We start from the raw sequence: 21,269 nt of genomic DNA on the forward strand, positions 1-21,269 counted from the left end.
TTCGCCACGCTGGCCGTGTAGCTGAGCGTGCCCGATGCAAACGACGGGCTTAGGCTGCCGCTGGATAGCGTCAAGCCGCTCAGGTTCGCGTTGCTGCTTATCGCCCGCGTCACGGTATACGTCCTCGTCGTGCCGTCCTCAGCGGTTACCACAATCGTAATGGCGTCACCCACGCTCAAGCTAATTGCACTTGTTGTCGAACCGCTCCCTACCTGCGTACCGTTAACGGTAACCGTTGCGTAGCTGTCGCTTACGGTCGGCGTGACCGTAATGCTGCTTACGTCATTCGCCAAGCTTGCCAAATAGCCTGTAGTCTCCGCTGCGAATGCCGGATTCAGGCTCCCGCTCGACAAGGCCAGACCTTCCAGGGCGGCATTATTGGAAGGGCCCACTCTTCGTATCCTATGATTCGTCATTTCCGCGATATAGAGATATCCGTTCCCGTCAATCGCAGCTGCATAGGGGTAATTTAACTGGGCGGACGTCGGCGGGCCCCCGTCTCCCGAATAGCCAGCAGAACCGTTGCCCGCTACCGTGCTGATGGTTCCAGTCGTCTTCTCCACTTTCCGAATTCTATGGTTGATGAAGTCCGCGATATACAGATTACCCGCGTCGTCAAACGTGATGTCCCGAGGAGCACCCAATAGAGCCGATGTCGCCGAGCCTCCGTCTCCCCCATAGCCAAAAGAACCGTTGCCCGCCACGGTACTGATGATGCCCGACGTATCGACTTTACGAATACGACTGTGCCCTGTGTCTACGATATACAGATTGTCATTCTCGTCGACAGCCACGCCCCACGGTAGATTCAGCTCGGCGGAAGCAGCCAGGCCCCCGTCTCCCAAGTCGCCGCCGTAGTATTCGTCGTTGCCCCCTGCCACGGTATGGATGATGCCCGACGTATCGACTTTACGGATGCTGTTGTTCTCCATGTCCGCGATATACAGGTTCCCGTTGCTGTCAACGGCCACATCATTAGGGACGCTGAGCTTAGCCGAAGTCGCCAACCCTCCGTCTCCCGATTTGCCGTAGCTCCCATCGCCGGCGACCGTGCTGATGACGCCTGACGTATCGACCTTCCTCACCGTTCTGCCTGCCGCAATATACAGATTTCCAACGCTGTCAAGAGCAAGGCCCGTGGGCCCGGTCAATTGAGCCGACGTCGCTAATCCGCCGTCTCCCCCATATCCTTGCTGTCCATTCCCCGCCACCGTGATGATGTGCCCCGTCAGCTTGTCTATTCTCCGAACCCGATTATTATTCGAATCCGCAATATACAGATTCCCACTGCCGTCAATAGCCATGCCCCGAGGACTGTACAGGCTAGCCGATGTCGCCGGTCCTCCGTCTCCCGAGAACGCCATCGAACCTGAACCCGCCACCGTGGCCATGATCTCCCGGCCAGCAGCATAGGCTTTGCCCCCGAAGCCTTCCAACAAGGAGAGCCCCATTAACAGAAGCGCCATAACAGCAGCAATTATCGGTTTGACCTTGTGGTTACGCATTCTTGTTCCTCCCTCAAGAAACTATGCCAAAGTTAAAGCTATATGAAAGACGACCAAAGCACATCTAGAGAAAGTTATAGACAACATAAAAAAACTCTCTTTTTGTCAAACAGCGTCGAAATCGTGCCAACAAAAACAGACTATAGCCGAGGTCCCGATGGGGATCGCCTATAGCCCGCTATACTAGAATGAGTATCGACTAGCTTAGCAGCAGAAGCTCTCTTGCCTTTTTGATCGCCTGCACTCTCGTACGGACACCCAACTTGCCATAAACATTGTTCGTGTGACTCTTGACGGTTCCTTCCGTAATCCCCAAGTGCGAAGCGATCTGCTTATTGGACATCCCTTCGGCCATTAGACGTACAATCTCCATCTCGCGATTCGTCAGCTCTTCGACCAGGAAGGTCTGCAAGACGCGTACTTCTGCCTTAATCGGCGCTTTCGATCCAGCCGGCAAACGATTCAAAGCCTGAAGCAAATGATTGGCATAATTCAAGAGAACGGAAGAAGCATTCCTGGGTTGGCGGCCTTGCTGAGCTCTCTGATAAGCGGTCAGCAGCTCCGCCATCACTTGGCCTTCATCCACAAAGCTGCGAACGAAACGTTGCGGCCATGCCAAGCCCAAAGCCGTCTCCAGCAGATCGATCGCCTTATTCGGCTGCCCGCTGCGGTAATGCGTCACGCTTTGCAAAATGAGCATTCTGATTCGCTCCCGAAGACGATCCTCTTTCCAGAACAGCTGCTGCAGCCGTTCCGACAACGACAGCGCTTCGTCCGTCCGCCCGCACGCGGCCAGCACTCTGGCCAGAGCCGCATATTCGGCTGCTTCGTTCAGCGGGATCTCATCCGTCGGGGTCATGCCGCATCGTTCCAGCCATTCCTCTGCCGCAGGCAGGGAGCCCTGCCTTACGGCCAGGCAAGCCTGCTCCGCTTCAATCTTCCGCAGAAAGACGGCATAATCCGGAGATTCGATCTGTACCTTCAACCGCTCCAGCAGCTCTGCCGCCCGAGCCGGATGGTCCAGCGCCTGCTGAATTCGCGAGGCGCTAACGTAAATTTGCAGCATGCTCCTCGTGTTGGGCGGCGCATCCTGGGGACGAAGGACCTGACCGATACAGCGCTCGGCTTCCTCCAGCCGATTCCATTCATACAGCAGCTTGCTGTAGGAGGCTTGGATTCGCCCGGCAAACGGGTGCGTTTTCTTGTCTCCCCACCGGGCGATCCATTTCAACAAGAGCACAGAGGCGCCATGATAATCGTTAATAAACGTCAAATGATCCTCAAATTCATCGTAGCCGTTATATCGATTGTTCCCGATTGTTTGCAAGAAGCTGCCTTCCGGCGCATACTGGTCAACCAGCTCGAAATAGTCGGATACCTTGGTCAAATCTTTCTTGAAATAACTGGAGGTTGCACACAGGTAATAGAGGTTGCCCATGACGTTCTTCCATTCCGCGTCATCCATCGTCCCTTGCAGCGCTTCATAGCGAAGCTTGGCCCGCTCTATCTTCTCCGAGGCTTTGTCCCACTGCCGGATTCCAATCAGAAGGAGCAGATAGAACATTTCCACCATCGGTCGCCTCGAGATGACACTCTCCGGCAGTTGCAGGATCCATCTGCTTAGCACGGCAAACTTCTTCTGCAGGAAGGCTTGAAGATTGTTCTCAATGACCCGAACGACATCCTCGTGCTGTCTGCCTTCCAAATAATGCTCGGCCGCTTCCTCTTCGAAGCCGTGGCTTTCCAGCCAACGAGCGGCATGGACATGCGTTTGCGCCCATAGTCCGGGATCGGTTCGAATAAACATTCGCCGCAAAAAATCGGACATTAAGTGATGATAACGGTACCAGTTCCTTTGATCGTCCAGAGGGGTAATGAATAAATTCCACTTCTCCAATCGCTCAAGCTGCTCTTGAGCGTTCGATTGGCCTGTGACAGCATCGCACAAGGAATGATTCATGCGGGATAATATGGAGGTTTGGAGCATAAAAGCGCGGGTAGACTCCGGTAACAGAAGGTATACCTCTTCCATCAAATAATCGGAGATATGAGTTTGGTGGCCGCTGAATTGCCGGATGGATTCCGTAATATTATCGCTTCGCTTCAGAGAGATTGCCGCGAGCTGCAAGCCGCTGATCCAGCCTTCTGTCTGATGGTAAAGCTCCGCAAGCTGCTCTCTGGACAACGATAAACCCGCGATTTCCCGGAAGAAAACGTCCCCTTCATCCGGAAGAAAACGTAAATCCTGGATCATAATCCGCCGCATTTCCCCCTTGGCCAAGAGCCTGGCAGTAGGGATAGGCAGTTCGATACGGCTGGCGATATACAAATGAATATGAGGAGGTAAATGGTCTACGAAAAAACTTAACGACCTCTGGATTTCGGGAAGCTCAATGCAATGATAGTCGTCCAATACGATCGCGAGTTCGCCGGGCAGCCGATTCAACTCGTTCAGCATAGCCGCAACCGCAGGCTCCGAAGATGCGAATGACGACGACGGTCCCTTCGCCAGCAGCGGCATAACCGTCTGCGCGAAGCCGGGAGCTTGCCCCCGAATGGAAGAAGTCACATAGGTCCAGAATGATATCCACTCGTCATCCTGCTTGTCCAGCGACACCCAGGCGACAGCAATTCCGCTCTGCCTGGCCCATTCGCTTAACACTGTCGTCTTCCCATAGCCGGCCGACGCGGAGATCAAGGTCAGCTTCGCTTCGAGCCCCTCGTCCAGCTTGCGCATCAATCTTGGCCGCGGCACCGAATCATGGCGTTTATGCGGAATGTATAGCTTGGTCTTCACAATCACTTGAAACCCCTCCAGGATCGATTCCAAAATGAACAAAGATGATGATCCTGCGGTAGAAATCACGCACGATACTCATGGGGAAAACTATGGACTGGGGGAATTTTATTTGGAAATACAGCATAAATAGAATTCGGCAAAATTCTTTGAAATCCTTCACCTTTCTGCTGCCAGCAAGCAGTTACTGCCAAAGTTTTCGGATTACTTATGGTCCAATTCCCCCCTCATAATGCTAAACTCCCGATAAACCTGCCCCAGCAGCAGCACCCGCATCACTTGGATACGTCATCCGTCCGTAAGACATCTTCTTGTCGGGGCTGGCCAGTCGTCGGGGGGACCCGCCCGTCAGCCCCCACCCCAACCCCAAAAACTTTCTTAAACCCGCCCCATCCCTGACACGCAGATGTCAACAAAGAAGGCTTATGATGATCCCAGATAATTGCACACCAATCAATTGAGGTATGAGAAGGGAATGGGGCATTGTGGAAAAACCGCACAACAAACTAGCTGTAATCGTGGGAGGGCTGTTACTCGCCATTCTGATGGCCTCGATGGATAACACGATTGTGTCAACGGCTATGGGGACCATCGTCGGGGAGATGGGCGGTCTCGACAAATTCGTATGGGTCACGACAGCGTACATGGTTACGGAGATGGCGTGCATGCCGATCTTCGGCAAGCTGTCCGATATGTATGGCCGCAAGCGTTTCTTTATCTTCGGGATCTTCGTGTTCATGGTCGGCTCCGCATTGTGCGGAATGGCGCAGTCCATCGTCGAGCTAAGTCTTTACCGGGCCGTTCAAGGCGTCGGGGCCGGGGCGATGGTATCCATCGCGTTCACGATTTTGTTCGATGTCGTCTCCCCTAAGGATCGCGGTAAAATGATGGGGGCGTTCGGCGCGGTGTTCGGACTGTCGAGTGTCGTTGGACCGCTGTTAGGCGGGTATATCACCGATCATGCCGACTGGACGTGGATATTCTACATCAATCTGCCGCTCGGCTTCATTGCCCTGTTCTTGATTGCGGCGTTCTATAAGGAGTCTGCGCAGCATTCGAAACAAAAGATCGATTGGGCCGGGGCTATTCTGCTCGTCGGGGCTGTCGTCTGCTTCATCTTCGGACTTGAGCTCGGAGGCAAAACCTATGCATGGAGCTCCCCGCAAATTATCGGCTTGTTCGCCGGTTTCGCGGTTCTTGCTCTCCTGCTCGTCGTAGTGGAGAAGAAAGCGGAAGAACCGATCATCTCGTTTGGCTTGTTCCGCAGCAGGCTGTACACAACGAGCAATCTAGTCGCCATGCTCAGCGGCGCAGCGTACATGACGGCAGCCATCTTCATCCCGATCTATGTGCAAGGCGTGCTCGGCGGATCGGCCTCCAATTCGGGGCTGACGCTGCTGCCGATGATGATCGGCTCGGTCGTCACTGCGACGCTTGGAGGATTCCTAATGACCAAGCTGCAATACCGTACGATTATGATAGGAACGCTAACTCTGCTGCTGGTCGGCCTTGCTCTCCTTTCGCAAATTACTGTAGAATCTTCTCGACTTCTCATTACCGTGATTATGATTCTAATCGGTCTGGGGATCGGCGCTTCCTTCTCGGTGTTAGGCACCGCCGTGCTTCATTCGTTCCCGGCAACACAGCGCGGAGCTGCAAGCGCGACCTTGAATTTCAACCGCTCGCTCGGCATGGCGCTTGGCATAACCATTTTCGGAATTGTGCAGAGCCATAGCCTAATCTCAAAGCTTACGCATTCTTTAGGAGCAGGTAAGATCGCCGTCCCCACCGGACTGGATATCAGCGATCCTCATTCCTTGCTCATCCCGGAGCTCCGTCAATCCGTCGATACGCAGTTGCTTGAGGCGATTACGAACGGACTGTCGAATTCGATAGGAACCACCTTCGCATGGAGTCTTATTCCCGCTGCTTTGGCGCTGATCGCCGCTTTCTTGATGACAAGGGATAAGATGGACCCGGCTGCCGAAGGAGAAGGGTTCGCAACCGCGCATTAACATTAAGATCAATGAATGTATCGGCTGACTCCATGCCGGTCTAGGAGGGATTACGATGAAGCTTGAACGACTAATGACCATTACCATTCTGCTGCTCAATCGGAAGAGGATACAGGCGCAGGAATTGGCGGATCGCCTGGAGGTGTCTCTGCGCACCGTATATCGCGATCTAGATACTCTTGGTCAGGCCGGCATTCCTATCGTTTCCTATACCGGCATGGAAGGCGGTTATGAAATTATGGACAGCTTCCGGCTGGATCGGCAGTTGCTTTCCTTCGACGAGCTGACTGCTCTTTCCACCGCACTCCGCGGTCTTGAATCGACGAAAGCCTATGATCGCACGAATATGGATCTGTTGCTCAGCAAAGTAGGCGCCATGGTAGCGCAAGCAGAGCAAGGGCGAGCCGGAGAAGGCGAACGCATCCATATTGATTTTACCCCTTGGAAAAATAGCGAAGAGGATCGGAGCCGTTACGATTCTCTTCGCCAAGCGGTGAATGATCGGAGACTGATTCGCCTCAAGTACACGAGCAGAAAAGGAGAGGAGCAGGAGCGCGAGATCGAACCGATGGCGCTTGTGCTCAAGAATTATACCTGGTACCTCCATGGCTATTGCCGCTTGCGCGGGGACTACCGAATCTTCAAGCTATCGCGAATCCGGGAGTTGGCGATGCAGTCCGACACCTTCGTTCGCCGAGCGGAGTCGCTTGCGGAGCTAAATGACCGATGGGTAAATCCCGAAGCGAGCAACCAGCAAGAGGCGATTCCGGTTGTCTTTCAGTTTAAGGCATCCGCTGCCGTGTCCGTGATGGATCGTTATGACGAAGGCGAAATTGAACGGCTGCCGGACGGCAAGCTGATTGTGCGAACAAGCTATCGGAACGAGAAGTGGCTGATCACAAGCGTGCTACATTACGGGACGGACGTTATCGTGCTCGAACCTGCCGACATAGCCGCGAAGATCAGGCAAGCTGCGCTGGATATTGCGAAACAGTATGCTATACCCGATCAAGTCTGAGTTAAGGGAGGAGAAACCATCATGTCCTTAAGCGAAAAAGTAACCATCGTGACTGGCGGAGCTAATGGAATAGGAAAAGCGACATGTATCCAATTGGCGAAACGGGGCGCGAAGGTCGTTGTCGTCGACTTCAGGAGCAATCCGGCAGCCGAATCCGTCGTGTCCGAGATTGCCGCAGGCGGCGGAGAGGCCGTATCGATTCAAGCGGACGTCCGCAGCGCGGAACAGATGAGCCGACTCGTCACAGAGGTAAAGAACGCCTTCGGACGCATCGATGCGCTCGTTTGCAACGCCTGCACGGATGCAGAGCCCGCAGCCTTCGCGGAGCTGTCTTGGGAGCGATTCGAGCGACAGCTGAGAGAAGAAATGAAGGCGGCCTTCGAGCCGACGAAAGCGGTCATTCCGACGATGACGGAGCAGCACTTCGGCCGGATCGTCTACCTGTCCAGCACGGAGGGCCGAGATCCCACTCCGGGGCACATTGCATTCGGCACGGCTAAGGGCGGGCTCGACACCTTCGCCCGTTATATTGCCCAAGAATTCGGCCCCTACGGCATCTCGGCGAATGTCGTCGCTCCCGGCTTCGTTAGATTGAATGAGCCTCTGACGATCTCCGACGAAGAGAGCCGCGTTGTCGGCAGCTTTACGCCGCTTGGCCGGGTCGCCGAACCGGAGGACGTAGCAGGAGTCATATCTTTTCTCGCCGGGGATGACGCGCGATTCCTTACCGGAACCTATACGCCTGTAACCGGCGGACTTGTGATGGAATAGACCCGAGCTCTTATTTTGCATCTTCTGCCGTCTCGCAGGCGCGTTGATTCTCGCCAGTTTCCATTTTACTCCGCCTCAATATTCTGAGCCCGGAGGCCACTAGAAGGTGAGGCAACCGCCAGCCAAACTCAACAGCTTCGCCTCGTTCGAACCGGTCGTCCCCCCGAAGTACATCACGTCCCGCAGCCCGCGGAAAAAACTTACCCCAATGTGGTATAGTTCTTTCCGCCGTTCGGGTGCCACTGCCGCAGGATTACTTTCTCATCTGACGATTGAATCCATTAAAGTGCCTGAGCATTTGGATAAAATCATGAAGCTCAGTGTTATTCCAGTCCGAGATTCGCTCAAAAAAAACAGACTCTTTCTCCTTGAGCGCACCCAGTATTTTTTGTCGCCCCTCCTCGGTAAGTGACAATACAACTCCCCGACCATCATTAGGGGACGCCTCTCTTCTCACATACCCCAGGGACTCGAGCTGTTTGATAAGACGACTAACCGAACTGCGATCCATCGCAGTTGATTCCGCTAAAGCGGCTGCATTTGTTGGACCATAAGAGTACAGCCAACGAACAATATGGAAGGCAGCAGGCTGTAAGGAAGAATCGAATCTCGCCGCGGCTTTGGCATTAAGGGCATGGGAAGCGCTGATGAGGGCGTTAAGCTGCTCGCCCAACTCCATCTCAAGTTGTTCCCTCGGCTCATTTTTAAATTGATTATCTTTCATCCTCACTCACCTTTCTCTAAGTCAAAAAAATAACTCCTTTAAATTAATTCACATATATCAATCAAATCAATATAGTGGATATATGTCAACTATCAACCCTGTCTCACCACTCCTTAGGACTGAATACTTCAAAAAAATTGTATCACATGAGGAGAAATGACTATGTCTAAAAAATCAACGGCTGTCATAACAGGGGCCACCAGCGGTCTGGGACAACTTGTTGCGATTGAATTGGCAAGGCGCGGTTTTGACCTTGTCCTGACTGCTAGGAATAAAGGACGCGCTGAAGCTACGAGAAAACAGATTGAGGCAAATACAGCATCAGTGAAAGTTGACTTTTTCTATGGAGATTTATCGCTTATGAAGGATGTGAAACGGGTTGGCAGTGAAATAGCCGCCGCCTACCCTAAAATTGATGTGTTATTGAATAATGCGGGGATTCATGCCTTCGAGCCCCGCACGACACCCGAGGGGTTTCCTGAAATGATTGCTGTCAATTATTTAGCGCCGTGGCTGTTGACGCATATGATAAAGCCATCCCTGCAGAACGCAGGCAAGGCCAGAGTTGTCAATGTTGCCTCTGAAGCTTCACGCCGTCACGGCGTACTGAAGCTTCCGGAGGATTTAACGGACACAACTCCCTTCACCGCTCGGGGCTCATCCCCCATCTATGGGAAAACCAAATTATTTAATATTATGTTTACCGCTGAGTTGGCCCGGCAGTGGGCTGATACGGGAATCAGCGTAAATGCGCTAAATCCAGGATTTAATGTTACCGGACTTGGACGAGAACTTAGGTTTGCATCCGTTTTAGAACGACTGTTGAAAGCTCTTCGTCTTGGAGATCCGCAAAGAGGAGCCGATATTATCACCCGATTGATCACGGAGTCGAATTATCAAAAAGTGACGGGCGGATACTTTAACGTTGGAACCGGAAACCCAATCGAACCGGTAACGCCCGGGGGAGATGCCGCAATGCAGCACAAGCTGTGGAATGCCACAGAAGAATTGCTGGAGCAAAAAGGGTTCCTTGCCAGAAGCATAGATGTGGAAGGGATTAGATAAACGATGAGTAAAGAGTTAACTATAAACACCGTCAAAGAAAGGCTTTATAGGAATCACGCTCCAACTTAAAAGCTTGCATATTGGATCAAACTGCTGTATGATGAGAATCCTGACCAACATTAAGATCATAATGCTTAGTATTACTATCGCGGGGTGGAGCAGCCCGGTAGCTCGTCGGGCTCATAACCCGAAGGCCGCAGGTTCAAATCCTGCCCCCGCAACCAACTTACAATTATAGCTCTGTACATATATTTAAATGCCTTTAACCCGCTGAATGTGGATTAAAGGCATTTTTTCATGATCTTATACTCTCATGTCTGTCCCTTACTTGTACAACACCTTATCCACATTGTACTTGGCCTTGTGCTCGTTGATAATGTACGTCTCGTAAATTTCTCTATGAACGGCATTCTCGACTAAACAAACCTCGATTTTAGTCACTTCATTCCGATGGTCTTTGATGTCCGACACCGTATCCTCAAAGTGCTTCTTGATTCGAGGTCTTAGCTTCCGCGCCTTACCGACGAACAGGAGTTCATCCTTATCATTATAGAACATAAAGATCCCCGCTTTATCTCTAGGAATCAGAATGAAATCCGTGAAGCCGTAAATATGGCTAAGTGTTGGGGCCTCCTGTTTGTAAATCGTAACTTCCGGAGTTGGAACCTTTATTAGGATCACTAACATTCACTCTCTCTTCTGCGTCATGGTTATTCCGGTGCGTCTCATGCACCTGTAGCTGCTTGCCTTTACCCTTCATCTTATCATAATAAAAAGAACAAGCGCCTTACAACCGACAGCGTCAGCCCTCTTTCTCTACAAAACGCCGCCCCACGGAGTAATATTCATCCCTATTCACGGCATCGTCCAGCCACTTCATCAGCTTCACCCCGTCCTGTTCGGCTTTGTAGAAATGATTTAATGGTGAGAGTGTATGCGGTGTCCTGCCCGTCTTCTCGTTAAGACCGTAATCCGTGATGTAATAATAGTAGCCTAGCAATACTTCGGTTAGCTCTCCGGCAGATTGCAGCATGCGGGCCGACCAGCGATGCACATATTCGTCATCGTCCGAAACGTCACCATTCAGATCCTTCTCAAAGTCGTACAGCAACTCGTCATAAAGCGTATTGGACTGCAAAAGTATCGCGTTGTCCGGGAGCAGCTTGCGGTTCGCCGCTAATACGGACGAAATCAAATCGCCTTGGATTTCATAACCAAAGGTTGGCGCAAAGTCGGCCTTCCATTCGTTATCAATAATATCCGGCCAGCGGTCGGCATTTAAGTAGGAGCTGTCCGAATATTGATAAATGCGGGCATCCGGGTAGCGCTTCGCAATCTCAGGCGCCCAGAAGGCAGCTCCGAATCCTCCGGCGCTTTCTCCAGCTATGAGGATCTTCTCCGGCGCAGCGAAATGGTCTGCAATCCATTCCAAGGCTGCGCGCGTATTGGCTTGACCGTTGTAACGCATTGTAAACGGCTTGCCTTTGGCGTTCGTATATTCCTTGGATGTATTCCCGATATGCAGATCGCCTGTAGAATAAGGGATATATACAATATTCCAATCCTTAAACGGATTATCAGGGTTATTATTTTTCAACAGGCCGCCAAGCGTACTTACTTTGAAGAATGGAATGTTCGGAAAGTAATATTTGATCTCGCCGTTCTTCATAACATTGCTCAGACTGATCGGCTGCGCGGCAGTCGCCGCATCCCAGGCCACGCCGCCCCCGGAAAAATAAATAATCAATTTATCTTCAGCAGCGGCGGCTCCCTTATTGGCAAGCAAATAGTATTCCGAGCCGTCGGCAGAAATTACTTGTGCATCCTGGTCAAACTTGATTTTATTCCAGACATAGCGCTCCGCATCAGCCCATTGAACCGGTTCGGCGGGCTTTTCAAGTACGAAGAAATAAATATACCCCGCCACAGCACCCAAAATAAGCACAACTCCGCATAGCACAGTCAGAAGAAGCTTGTTGATTCTTTTTCCTTTTTTCTTTTTTGCCATACAAAGACCGCCCTTTCAACCCTAAAGTCGTCCACAAGTTGTTCAACAAAAACAGACGGTATTCACTACCGTCTGTAACGTACTATCCTTGGTCATCCTAAGCAATGGTTGCGGCAATACATCATGGGCAGAGACCATATTTTCGCTTGCCCTTCGTTGGAACAGCCAGCGTCAGGAATTGAAACCTTTCGCCTTCAAAGGCAGCCGTCCACACAAGGCCATCCAAATAGTAGTTATCTAACTCCTCGGCCCTTCTCGTGGGTGTGCTAAGCTTGGCTTCGATCTGGGCTCTTGAATCACTTGGTAACAATTCATAGGGAAGTGGACCGAGATACTTCCCATGTTTCTTATTTTCCTCCATGATCGTCATTGTTAATTCGTCAAATATATAATCGCCCTCGCTTTTCTTGGTGATACCGTTGTTTTCAGCGTCAATATTGAAATGGAGAACAACACCCTCTCCACTCACAAAATAGGTCGTATCAAGTTTCCTCTGCACATTCGGCCGCCACTGTATCTTGTCCCTCGAAAGCTGATCGACCAAAGGAGGGTAAACGCTGCTGTGTCCCAAATATTCAATGTAATCGAGAGGGTTCATTACTATCTCTTCCTTCCTGCTTCTTTATTCAGCAGCCCCGCCGGAATACGAGTTAACGCCGTCACCATTACGAACCATTGACGATTACGGCCGGTTCTACTACTCGTTACATCGAACGCTCACAATCTCACCGATAAATGGGTTTGTGTCTCCCTGTTTATCTTCAAATAACGGTACAATATGCTTTTCAATCAATTCAATTCTATCCTTCGCGCGCGGCATTAAACGAGAAGCGATCGCAATTACCGTTTTCTTCTCGGGATTTACGAAAATCGCATTTCCACCGTCGCCCAAAGCTGCGTAACAACCCTGCTCCTTGTTGTCCACAATCCACCATAAATAGCCGTATGGCAGCTCTCCCCATCTGCTGTTTTCTTTGGTGCTGTCCTCGATCCATTTTGAGGATAGAAGTTGCTTGCCGTTCCACAAGCCTCCATTTAAGTATAGCTGACCGATTTTGGCCATATCCCGTGGCGTTAAGGCAAGTCCCCAACCGGCGGTGTTCGTGCCTTTGGGATCCACCGCCCAACCACGAACATATCTATCCTTAAGGAAAGCAACATACTCCTCTTTGCAATGTATAAAAGCATTATGGGGTGCTTGGATTCCAAGTGGTTCAAACAGATTTTCCGTGGCAAAATCAAGCACAGATTGACCTGTTGCATTCGCGAGAATTCCTGACAAAATCTGCATACCGATGGTGGAGTATTTGAACTCTCCGAGACCGCTCTTACCGCCCAACAAGTCCAGCGCAGCTTTTGTCCAATCAGCGCTTGTATAAACCTTTGTATATGGCTCCGACTTGTACTTATACGGTGCGGTCATGGTCAGCATATTTTTTATTGTGATATTCTGTATCGATTTTTCGCCGCGTTTGACCGTGTAATCGGGGAAAAATTCCAATACTTTCTGGTCTATGCTTTTAATATAGCCTTTATCTATAGCAATGCCAATCAGCGCAGAAATAACGCTCTTTGTCACCGATGCAAGATGGATGGTATCATCAGCGGTGTAGCCGTCAAAATAGCCTTCATATACCCTTTCGCCGCCATGCACTACCACAATACCAGCAATATTACCATAGTCTGCTTTAATAAGACTTTCGAAATCTGTAAGTTTTTTATTCACACTTCTTCTCCCTCTAAATTAAGTACATCGATGTCTAAGCAAAGCATATTATGATATAAAATTTTTTGCCATCGTCTTTTTTATACTTTTACCGCTATTTGTGATAAGGCTCGGCTTAACGGGGCTAACGGCGAAAAATGCGAAAGGAGCTGTCGCGGCCAGCTCCTTCATACCACATGATCAATTCAATTGTGTACGAGAGAATAAATCCCTGATTACAGCGTCATCCACCAGTTCAGGCCATGTTTCCGTTCCCATCTTTGATGTTATTTTAGAATGTTTTTCTCCAAGTGTAATTGTCGAAGAAACAAAAACAAGGGAAGACCCAGTGAGGGACCTACCAGTAGCGTACCTGCAATCGGCAGCCATAAATATTTCATTCTCTTTCTGGTGCCTTCTAACAGAATGAATCCGATAAGCACGATCGCGGTAACTAAAACATCCATCCATGCAAAAGCTCCGATACGCGTACTGGTTATGGCTTCAAATAGGAGAGCCAAATCGAGGCCGTTGCGCACGACCCAAGGGATGAATTGCGAATAGGGCAAGACGAGTCCCAAAAAAGATAATACTCCGTAAAAGTACTTCATTTATAACCCTCCATTATTTTGTAATTCCAAGAAGCTCGCAGCGCGATTTTCTAAAACTGCCGCATACCGCGACTCACAGTTGCCAACCTTAATAAATCAAAACTCTCTTATCTAGAACAGATTTGTTCTGCACTTGGTTTCCCAAAATATATAGCTTCTGCAGTTGTTCCAGATTCACTAAAGGCTCCACATCGGAAATTGCATTATTTTCTAAGTGAAGCACTTCGATGTGCGGCCAATTTTCCATGAATTGCAGCGATTGAAGCGAATCGTCCTGCATCGTAAAGGAACGCAAGGCTGTCAGATCGGCAAAGTACGGCATGACCTTATCTATTTCATGCAACCAGTCCCCGTTATCGATTCGATAAGAGGAGCGGTGCAAAGTTAAATGCTCTAGCGTGTTGTTCGCAAACGGCTTCTGACTATTGAATTGGAGCCTGCATTCCATACAAACAATCGTTTTTATATGCTGCAGGCTGAATAGCGCGCTAGTTTCATTGTAAAAAGCCGTCTCATTCAAGTTTAACGTTTGCAGCTTCGGCAGACGATTTAAAGCTTGAAGGCCTATAAACTCTCCGGACTCCATCGCTGAAAGCTCTTCAAGCTGCGGGAATTTCACTAACTCTGCCCCATTCAGATCCCCAGCCGACCCGCTAAGGTAAACTGTCAGCGATCTTAAAGCAGGCGCCTCCAGCTTAGGGATGAAGGAACCCACTAATTCGGCTTTCCTTAAATTCGGCGCTGCGATCGGCGATACCGCACCACTGTAGCCATTTACGGCCAGCTCGGTCAGTGATGTTAAGCTGTTCAGAACCTCAACGGATTCGATCTTATAGAGAGAACCTAAACGCAGCTTCGTCAATGACGACTTGTTTCTAAGGCGTTCCAGATTCGTAAGGTCGACGGAATTCAGCTCCAGAGACTGCAGGTTCGGCATATTTTGTATAAAATCAATCGTTTTCAAATTCCTTACAAGCGAGAGCTTGAGCTCTTTTAACTGACTCAGTGCATACATCGCGCTAAAATCCGTCGCATCGCTATTATCTATCGTTAATGATTCCAAGCCGGTCAACGAAGACACCCACTTCAAATCATCGACAATACTTAAAGACAATGATTTTAACGGCAGTTGAGCCAATAGATGAAAATCCGTCACAGACTCGTTGATATAGGTAATATTAAGCGAATGCAGGTTCGGAAACTGCAGTAATAAGGCCAGTTCCCCGTTGCTTCGGATTTGCGTGGTGAGCTCCGTTATTTTAGATTTATCGCTAAAATACTCCGCAATTAATCCAAACGATTCGTTAAACCCGCCTGAATAGCTTTGCAGCCCTGGCATGTGTCGAAAACTGATTTTCTGGCCTTGCGAAATCTCGTATTCCCCCGTTAGATTCAACACGGTCAGCCCGCTGAACGCCTCAAAATCCTTCTGCTCTATTCTTTGCGCATTCAATGTTTTGTCCATGACGACGTAGGTGGCGATGTCCGCTTTTTCATTCGTAAACGGATCGTCAAGGCTATAATCAAAGTGCCACTGATCGTCGCTATGGCGGACTGACAGATAGCGGATGCTGGCGAACTCTTCTTCCGTAGGCATGGCTTCGCCTTTATTAAAGATATCCTTCAAGAAGAACAGAAGCGCCTCGCTCTCTGGCACTTGTCGAATCGCTAGCGGTGAGTCGCCGCTTTCTTGAGACGAACGGTCATACAAAAAGAAATAGCCGACAAAGGCAATAATCAATATGAGCGGGACAACGAACAACCGCTTTAAATTCGCTTGGGGCTGGACCGTTGTACGGGCAGGAGCTGTTCCGTAATAATTGTTAATCGTTTGGTCGACGTAATAAACGTTGTTCTCCTTCAATACTAATTCCGCACTGCAATATGGACATTTAAGCGTAGCCCCTTCTTTGTATTCGATATTTCCATTACAATTGGGACATTTCAGTAAAATAAGTTTCACGGCCGCCTCTCCTAGTATCCTAGTCTGTTGGGGTCATCTCTCCTTCACTACACTCTATTCATTATACTACACAGCACTTGAGCCGGTTTCAGAATAGAGCCGGGACTTGAGTCCTAAAGATAGCGCCCATGCTGGCCATTCAAAAAATCGGAGGCCGGCGGGCCTCCGATCAGATCAGCTAACATGTGCGGCTATACGTTCGTTACAGGCCCTTCCTGAGCGGCAGCTCCACTGTGAAAACCGAGCCTCCGCCCGGCTCCTCGTCCGCCCAAATTCGTCCTTCATGCCTATCCACGATTTGTTTGGCGATGGATAGACCCAGCCCACTTCCGCTGACGGCGCGGTCACGGGCCTTGTCCACTTTGTGGAACGGCTTGAATATATCCGTCCGCCGATCCTCCGGAATTCCGATGCCGTTGTCCGTTATTCGAACGACCGCCGACCGACCGTCGGCATAGGCGCGAATACAGACCTTTCCATGGACAGGAGTAAATTTAATACCGTTGCTAAGCAGATTCGTCCATACCTGACTAAGCTGGTCTTCGTCCGCATGTACGGTTACCGGCTCCAGATCCAATCCGAGGGCGATCTCTTTACCCGACCATTGCGGCTCAAGCGCGATGACAACCTTGCGGAGCTGTTCGTCCAGCCGAAAAGCCGTCGATTGGACGGGATGTCGATCGTGCTGCAAGGAAGAAAGCCGCAGCAGATTTTGGCTAAGCCGGGACAACCTGTCGCTTTCCTCCTGGATAATCGTCAGGTAATAAATCCGGTTTTCTTCGCTCATGGGTTTCTGCCTCATCGCCTTGGCGAAGCCGGAGATGGACGTCAACGGCGACTGGATCTCATGCGATACGTTCGCAACGAATTCCCGCCTCATCCGGTCCAACTGGGCAAGCTCCAGCGCCATCTCGTTAAAGCTTGCGTTAAGCTGCCCGATCTCATCCTTGCGGTTCGTCTGGAGTTGCACATCGAACTGGCCTTGAGCCATTCGCCCGGCCGCGTCTCTCAGCCGCAGAAGCGGTTTCACAATCAGCCGAGCGGCGGCCAGAATGAGGGCGCTTCCGATCAGGAAGACGGTCAACATCTCCGTGCTGACTTCTCTGTTCGCCTGCACCCACATTTCGTTGTTCTTCAGCATGACGAATAAGGCATAGGGCTTGCCGTCGACCCGGAAGGGAATTCCGACCATCGGATACCGGCCTTCGTTCTCGATGCCTCTATCCTCGAAGCCGGCCAGCACGCGACGAATCCGTTCCTCCCCGGGAACGACAGGCTCCGCCCCGTCCTCCAGCAGCGGCTTGGCGGAGGCGTCGAACAGTTGAACCGCATAGATCGATATGCTGGAAACATTATTCATGAAAGAAACCAACTCCGTTCCGACAGATGAACGGTAGGTCTGAATGATTTGCTTGCCGTTCGACAACAAACTGTTCTCTAACGTCTGTGTGAACGGTTTCCGGAACAGGAGCGTAGACGCAATGGAAGCGATGATTAGGCTGACCACGATGACGCCGATGAAGATGAGGACGATGCGGGTATAGAGCGATTTAATCCCCATACACTTCCAGACGGTAGCCGAGACCGCGCAGCGTTACGATGCGGAAATCAGACTCGTGCTCGGCGAAGCGCTCCCGCAGCCGCTTGATGTGAACGTCCACGGTCCGCTCGTCTCCTTCGTAATCCATTCCCCAGATCTCCCCGATCAGATGATCCCGGGTGAACAGCTGCCCCGGATAACTCCCGAGCTTGTAAAGCAGTTCAAATTCCTTCATCGGCAGGGTGACCTCCAGACCGTCCTTGTTGACCACCAAGTAGCTTTTGCGGTCCAACTGAAGATTGCCAAGCCGGACCGTTTGGGAACAGGCGATCCGGTAACGCTTCAACAGCGCCTTGACCCGGAGCGTAAGCTCCACCGGGTCGAACGGCTTCACGAGATAATCGTCGGTACCCAGCTTGAAGCCCTTAATGCGGTCCGCCGACTCGTCTTTCGCGGTAATCATGAGAATTGGCATGTCCCCAAGCTCGCGGAGCTTGACGCACAAATCCCAACCGTCCATTCCCGGCATCATGATATCCAGGACGACAAGATCCGGCGAATGGTTCTCGACGTATTCCAGCGCTTCGGCCCCGTTTCCCTTCTGCACGACTTCGACCCCTTCATCCTCGAGGTAGAGGCGTACCAGCTCGCGAATGTGTGCGTCATCGTCCACAACCAGCACTTCGGGCATCCGCCTTCCCCCTTTCCGCCTGCGTCGCCACAATTTTACGACATCCGTATGAACTCAACATGAACAAATGCCTCCGGCTCCGCCGGAATCTCCGCTTGCTTCACAGCTGCATGAGCCTGATCCGAACGCCCAACTACGGGTAATTCCGGGGTTCCTTCCTTGGAACAATTTCAAGAAGTCTGTGCAAATAAGCGATGCCCCGTACTTGCTCAACCAACGAACGGTCAATGTATTGTAGCGACTTAAGAGCAATTTCCTTAGCCTGAGACACGTTATTATTATCAAGCCCCGATAATACTTCACGGACAATATCTAAGGAGTAAGCCACTCTCTGAACGGCTCGGATGATAAGTACCTTGCGAATATCAGAGGAACTGTATATTCGAAATCCATTTTCGTTTTGACGCTCAGGCTTTATTAACCGCTCCTTTTCCCAATGTCGAATGGAGGAAGCAGATGTATTTGCTATCTTTGCTACCTCTCCAATTGAAAACAATTCTTTATTAAAGAATTTAGGAATATTCGCCAGTTCCTTCAAGTCAAGCATTTCTACTGTTTTTTGTAAGGTTTCCCTTTCAAAATGGAGGCTAACCTGTGCCTTGTTAATTAGCCACAGAACCTCAAGCTTATCCCCCTTTTTAATTCGGGGCATAACTTCTCGAACAAATTCCACCCCAAATCCGGGAATAAGAGCGCGTATGCATTGGAAATAAGCCTCATGTTCCTTTGTGTAGATGCGATACCCATTCGTTGATCTCTCAACCTTAGGGACAATACCCCAAGATTCGTAATGCCTTAACGCACTCGTGCTGATATTCAATTTCCTTGCGATCTCAATTCCGTTCATCTGAACCCCCTTCTCAAACCTGCAACTGATAATTAAAGCTTATGACGGGTTTATATTATTACATATTGTACTACAAGGATAAACTCAGCTAAACATTAGCATTTGCACTAATGATGTACGATAAGGAGGTAGGCTGATTTCAGTGAGGAAAAGGAGATTACGGCATGAAGTTACCTAATAAGTGGAGGTCGATGACTTGTCAACAAATCGGATTGGCGTAGCAATTCCTATACTCCCTTGTAAGTCCATAGACGAACAGTTGGATTTCTACCAAGCATTGGGATTTGAACTGACTTATCGGCAAGCTAAGCCAAACCTATACGCTTGCGTCCGACACCCTATCGTGGAATTACACTTCTTTGTTCTGAAACAATTAGAGCCAGCCAACTCCTACAGCATGTGCTATGTAAGCGTTCCTGATGTGGATGCCGTATACCAAGAATTCTGCACAAATCTAAAAAAGGCTTATCAGAAAGTCCCCTCGAAAGGATTTCCCAGAATCACCAAGCTCAACAATCTTTCAGAAGACCGAAGGTTTAACCTTATCGATCCCGCCGGAAATCGTTTGCTGATTGGCCAAAAGCACGCCTCCCCAAGGCCAATCCAGAACAATCAAAGCATTGCGGTGCAACCGTCAAGGTTTGCAAATGCATTTGAAACCGCGTACCGGTTGGCGTATGCCAAAGACGACTTTGCAGCCGCAGCCAGAGTGCTTGATCTTGTTTTTTCGAAAGCTGAAGAAGGATCGGCAACTCTTCGCTACCAAGCTTATGTATTACGAGCCGATGTCGCAATCTCAATGGACGAGCTAAATCTTGCAATGGCTTTTATTAGAGAAGCTGAGAAATTATCGCTATCTGAACATGAGCTTGAAGAAGTGGTGGAGGCAACCGGGAGATTAAATGATCTTAATACGACTTTAGGGCAAAGCTAGTCTGCTTTTAAGCTTTACTACCGATAATATATTTAGTATATTATCGGTATCAATTCCAGTAGCAAACACCAAATTTAGGAGGCTGTTCTATGTACAGATCAGGCTTAACCGTATGGTACAATGTGGCCAATTTGGAACGAACATTGGAATTCTATTCCGGCAAGCTTGGTTTTGAAGTGGTATTCCATGACCCGTCGAGCGGCATGGCAATGGTTAACACAAACACAAAGGATTGCGTCATTGGATTTTCGGAGGCAGAGACGGTTGAACCCGCAACCTCTTCGACTGTATTCGAAGTATGGAATATCGAAGAAGCCATACAGCACCTTGAGCGTAAAGGCGTGGCGTTCGTGGGTGAGATCGAGCATATCCCTGAATTGACCAAGCTCGCTACGTTTGTAGATCCCGATGGGCATAATCTAATGTTATCCGAACCGCTTACAGAGCTTTGAGCAAGGAAGAACGGGTTCTGAGACTGAGCCGGGAACTAACGGGGCAATGGACAACGCCCATCTTGTTATCGCTTGACGAAAATGGAGGCAGGTTTACGCCGCTCCGGAACAAGCTTAATATTGTCCCTTCTCGGCTCAGCGCCAACCTGAGGAAGATGATGGAGGACGGCCTGCTCCTTCATCTATCGCCTCAGGAAAGACGCCATCCGCTTTTACCCGAATATGTACTGACCGAAAAAGGACGGCTCCACCGTGAAGCGGCCCGGGCCGTCCAGCTTAGTGAGGAGCAGATGGGTCACGGAAGGCTTTCCGATAAGGTGTGGGGGATATCGATCCTGCTGGCGCTTGATTATAATCATGAGCGGTTCCAAGAAATTCGACAATCGCTCGTCGGCATCACGCCGCGTATCCTATCGACTCGCTTGCAGGAATTTCACGATGACGGCCTAGTCTGTAAGAAAGTATTAGAGGAACCTCGGCCTTCATTCCTATATCAATTGGAAAAGCAAGTCCATCAGCCGGTACATCAGCTCTCACTTGACTTGGCTTCCTTACTTTGAACCGTTTGCTAGATGAATGAAACCTATTGCCGCCGCCATAGCTTTGGCGGCTTTTGCAAGTTA

Annotated in this window: 19 protein-coding genes and 1 tRNA gene; 8 read left to right on the forward strand and 12 right to left on the reverse strand. The window is 50.1% G+C overall.

What is annotated here, in order from left to right; genetic code table 11:
• Together ACFO1S_RS11805 and ACFO1S_RS11810 are read right to left on the reverse strand one after the other, a co-directional pair.
• A partial coding sequence (locus ACFO1S_RS11805) for an NHL domain-containing protein (protein ID WP_378126822.1) occupies window positions 1-1,505 on the reverse strand: 1,505 nt, incomplete at its 3' end.
• Window positions 1,506-1,704: 199 nt separating this feature from the next.
• Window positions 1,705-4,308 carry a winged helix-turn-helix domain-containing protein gene (locus ACFO1S_RS11810; RefSeq protein WP_204605006.1) on the reverse strand — a complete coding sequence of 868 codons (2,604 nt, stop codon included), beginning with the start codon at window positions 4,306-4,308 and terminating at the stop codon, window positions 1,705-1,707.
• Between the two features lie 458 nt (window positions 4,309-4,766).
• On the opposite strand from ACFO1S_RS11810, the gene ACFO1S_RS11815 reads away from it, so the two are divergent.
• From ACFO1S_RS11815 to ACFO1S_RS11825, 3 genes are read left to right on the forward strand one after another with little or no spacing between them, the layout of a single operon-like run.
• A complete protein-coding gene (locus tag ACFO1S_RS11815) occupies window positions 4,767-6,317 on the forward strand; it encodes an MDR family MFS transporter (RefSeq protein WP_204605005.1) in 1,551 nt (516 codons plus the stop codon).
• A gap of 55 nt (window positions 6,318-6,372) precedes the next feature.
• On the forward strand, window positions 6,373-7,335 hold the full coding sequence (locus ACFO1S_RS11820; RefSeq protein ID WP_204605004.1) for a helix-turn-helix transcriptional regulator: 963 nt from the start codon (window positions 6,373-6,375) through the stop codon (window positions 7,333-7,335).
• 21 nt (window positions 7,336-7,356) lie between these two features.
• The gene (locus ACFO1S_RS11825) at window positions 7,357-8,106 is read left to right on the forward strand and encodes an SDR family NAD(P)-dependent oxidoreductase (protein ID WP_204605003.1); all 750 of its coding nucleotides are present in this window, start codon (window positions 7,357-7,359) and stop codon (window positions 8,104-8,106) included.
• A 253-nt stretch (window positions 8,107-8,359) separates the two neighbouring features.
• On the opposite strand, the gene ACFO1S_RS11830 is transcribed toward ACFO1S_RS11825, so the two are convergent.
• Entirely contained in the window at window positions 8,360-8,830 is a 471-nt protein-coding gene (locus ACFO1S_RS11830; RefSeq protein WP_204605002.1) for a MarR family winged helix-turn-helix transcriptional regulator, read from the reverse strand.
• Between the two features lie 162 nt (window positions 8,831-8,992).
• On the opposite strand from ACFO1S_RS11830, the gene ACFO1S_RS11835 reads away from it, so the two are divergent.
• On the forward strand, window positions 8,993-9,895 hold the full coding sequence (locus ACFO1S_RS11835) for an SDR family NAD(P)-dependent oxidoreductase (RefSeq protein WP_204605001.1): 903 nt from the start codon (window positions 8,993-8,995) through the stop codon (window positions 9,893-9,895).
• 147 nt (window positions 9,896-10,042) lie between these two features.
• Window positions 10,043-10,119 (forward strand) — tRNA-Met (locus tag ACFO1S_RS11840).
• Window positions 10,120-10,219: 100 nt separating this feature from the next.
• Here the strand turns inward: ACFO1S_RS11840 and ACFO1S_RS11845 are convergent.
• The 9 genes from ACFO1S_RS11845 to ACFO1S_RS11885 all read right to left on the reverse strand — a co-directional run bounded on the left by ACFO1S_RS11845 (window position 10,220) and on the right by ACFO1S_RS11885 (window position 19,260).
• Window positions 10,220-10,576: a nucleotide excision repair endonuclease gene (locus ACFO1S_RS11845; protein ID WP_204605040.1), complete on the reverse strand. Its 357-nt coding sequence runs from the start codon at window positions 10,574-10,576 to the stop codon at window positions 10,220-10,222.
• A 121-nt stretch (window positions 10,577-10,697) separates the two neighbouring features.
• Window positions 10,698-11,903: a pectin acetylesterase-family hydrolase gene (locus tag ACFO1S_RS11850; protein WP_204605000.1), complete on the reverse strand. Its 1,206-nt coding sequence runs from the start codon at window positions 11,901-11,903 to the stop codon at window positions 10,698-10,700.
• A gap of 121 nt (window positions 11,904-12,024) precedes the next feature.
• Window positions 12,025-12,501 carry a hypothetical protein gene (locus tag ACFO1S_RS11855; RefSeq protein WP_204604999.1) on the reverse strand — a complete coding sequence of 159 codons (477 nt, stop codon included), beginning with the start codon at window positions 12,499-12,501 and terminating at the stop codon, window positions 12,025-12,027.
• 99 nt (window positions 12,502-12,600) lie between these two features.
• Complete coding sequence (locus tag ACFO1S_RS11860; protein ID WP_204604998.1) at window positions 12,601-13,629, reverse strand: serine hydrolase domain-containing protein; 1,029 nt, start codon at window positions 13,627-13,629, stop codon at window positions 12,601-12,603.
• 266 nt (window positions 13,630-13,895) lie between these two features.
• Window positions 13,896-14,219: a DUF2834 domain-containing protein gene (locus tag ACFO1S_RS11865; RefSeq protein ID WP_204604997.1), complete on the reverse strand. Its 324-nt coding sequence runs from the start codon at window positions 14,217-14,219 to the stop codon at window positions 13,896-13,898.
• A gap of 88 nt (window positions 14,220-14,307) precedes the next feature.
• Window positions 14,308-16,182, reverse strand: coding sequence for a leucine-rich repeat domain-containing protein (locus tag ACFO1S_RS11870; RefSeq protein ID WP_204604996.1), 1,875 nt, complete (start codon window positions 16,180-16,182; stop codon window positions 14,308-14,310).
• Window positions 16,183-16,384: 202 nt separating this feature from the next.
• Window positions 16,385-17,743 (reverse strand): sensor histidine kinase, encoded by a 1,359-nt coding sequence (locus ACFO1S_RS11875; protein WP_204604995.1) that lies wholly within the window; start codon window positions 17,741-17,743, stop codon window positions 16,385-16,387.
• Window positions 17,733-18,413 carry a response regulator transcription factor gene (locus tag ACFO1S_RS11880; RefSeq protein ID WP_204604994.1) on the reverse strand — a complete coding sequence of 227 codons (681 nt, stop codon included), beginning with the start codon at window positions 18,411-18,413 and terminating at the stop codon, window positions 17,733-17,735. Before ACFO1S_RS11880 ends, ACFO1S_RS11875 begins: the two co-directional genes overlap by 11 nt.
• 133 nt (window positions 18,414-18,546) lie before the next feature.
• Window positions 18,547-19,260, reverse strand: coding sequence for a MerR family transcriptional regulator (locus ACFO1S_RS11885; protein WP_204604993.1), 714 nt, complete (start codon window positions 19,258-19,260; stop codon window positions 18,547-18,549).
• Window positions 19,261-19,456: 196 nt separating this feature from the next.
• Here ACFO1S_RS11885 and ACFO1S_RS11890 point away from each other — a divergent pair, with 196 nt between their 5' ends.
• From ACFO1S_RS11890 to ACFO1S_RS11900, 3 genes are all read left to right on the forward strand, one after another.
• Entirely contained in the window at window positions 19,457-20,194 is a 738-nt protein-coding gene (locus ACFO1S_RS11890) for a bleomycin resistance protein (RefSeq protein ID WP_204604992.1), read from the forward strand.
• 89 nt (window positions 20,195-20,283) lie between these two features.
• The gene (locus ACFO1S_RS11895; protein ID WP_204604991.1) at window positions 20,284-20,646 is read left to right on the forward strand and encodes a VOC family protein; all 363 of its coding nucleotides are present in this window, start codon (window positions 20,284-20,286) and stop codon (window positions 20,644-20,646) included.
• Complete coding sequence (locus ACFO1S_RS11900; protein WP_378126825.1) at window positions 20,643-21,206, forward strand: winged helix-turn-helix transcriptional regulator; 564 nt, start codon at window positions 20,643-20,645, stop codon at window positions 21,204-21,206. The genes ACFO1S_RS11895 and ACFO1S_RS11900 overlap by 4 nt, the downstream gene beginning before the upstream one ends.
• The last annotated feature ends 63 nt before the right edge of the window (window positions 21,207-21,269 follow it).

Origin of the sequence: Cohnella boryungensis, assembly GCF_042651945.1 — a bacterium.
In the GTDB taxonomy this organism is placed as follows: domain Bacteria; phylum Bacillota; class Bacilli; order Paenibacillales; family Paenibacillaceae; genus Cohnella; species Cohnella boryungensis.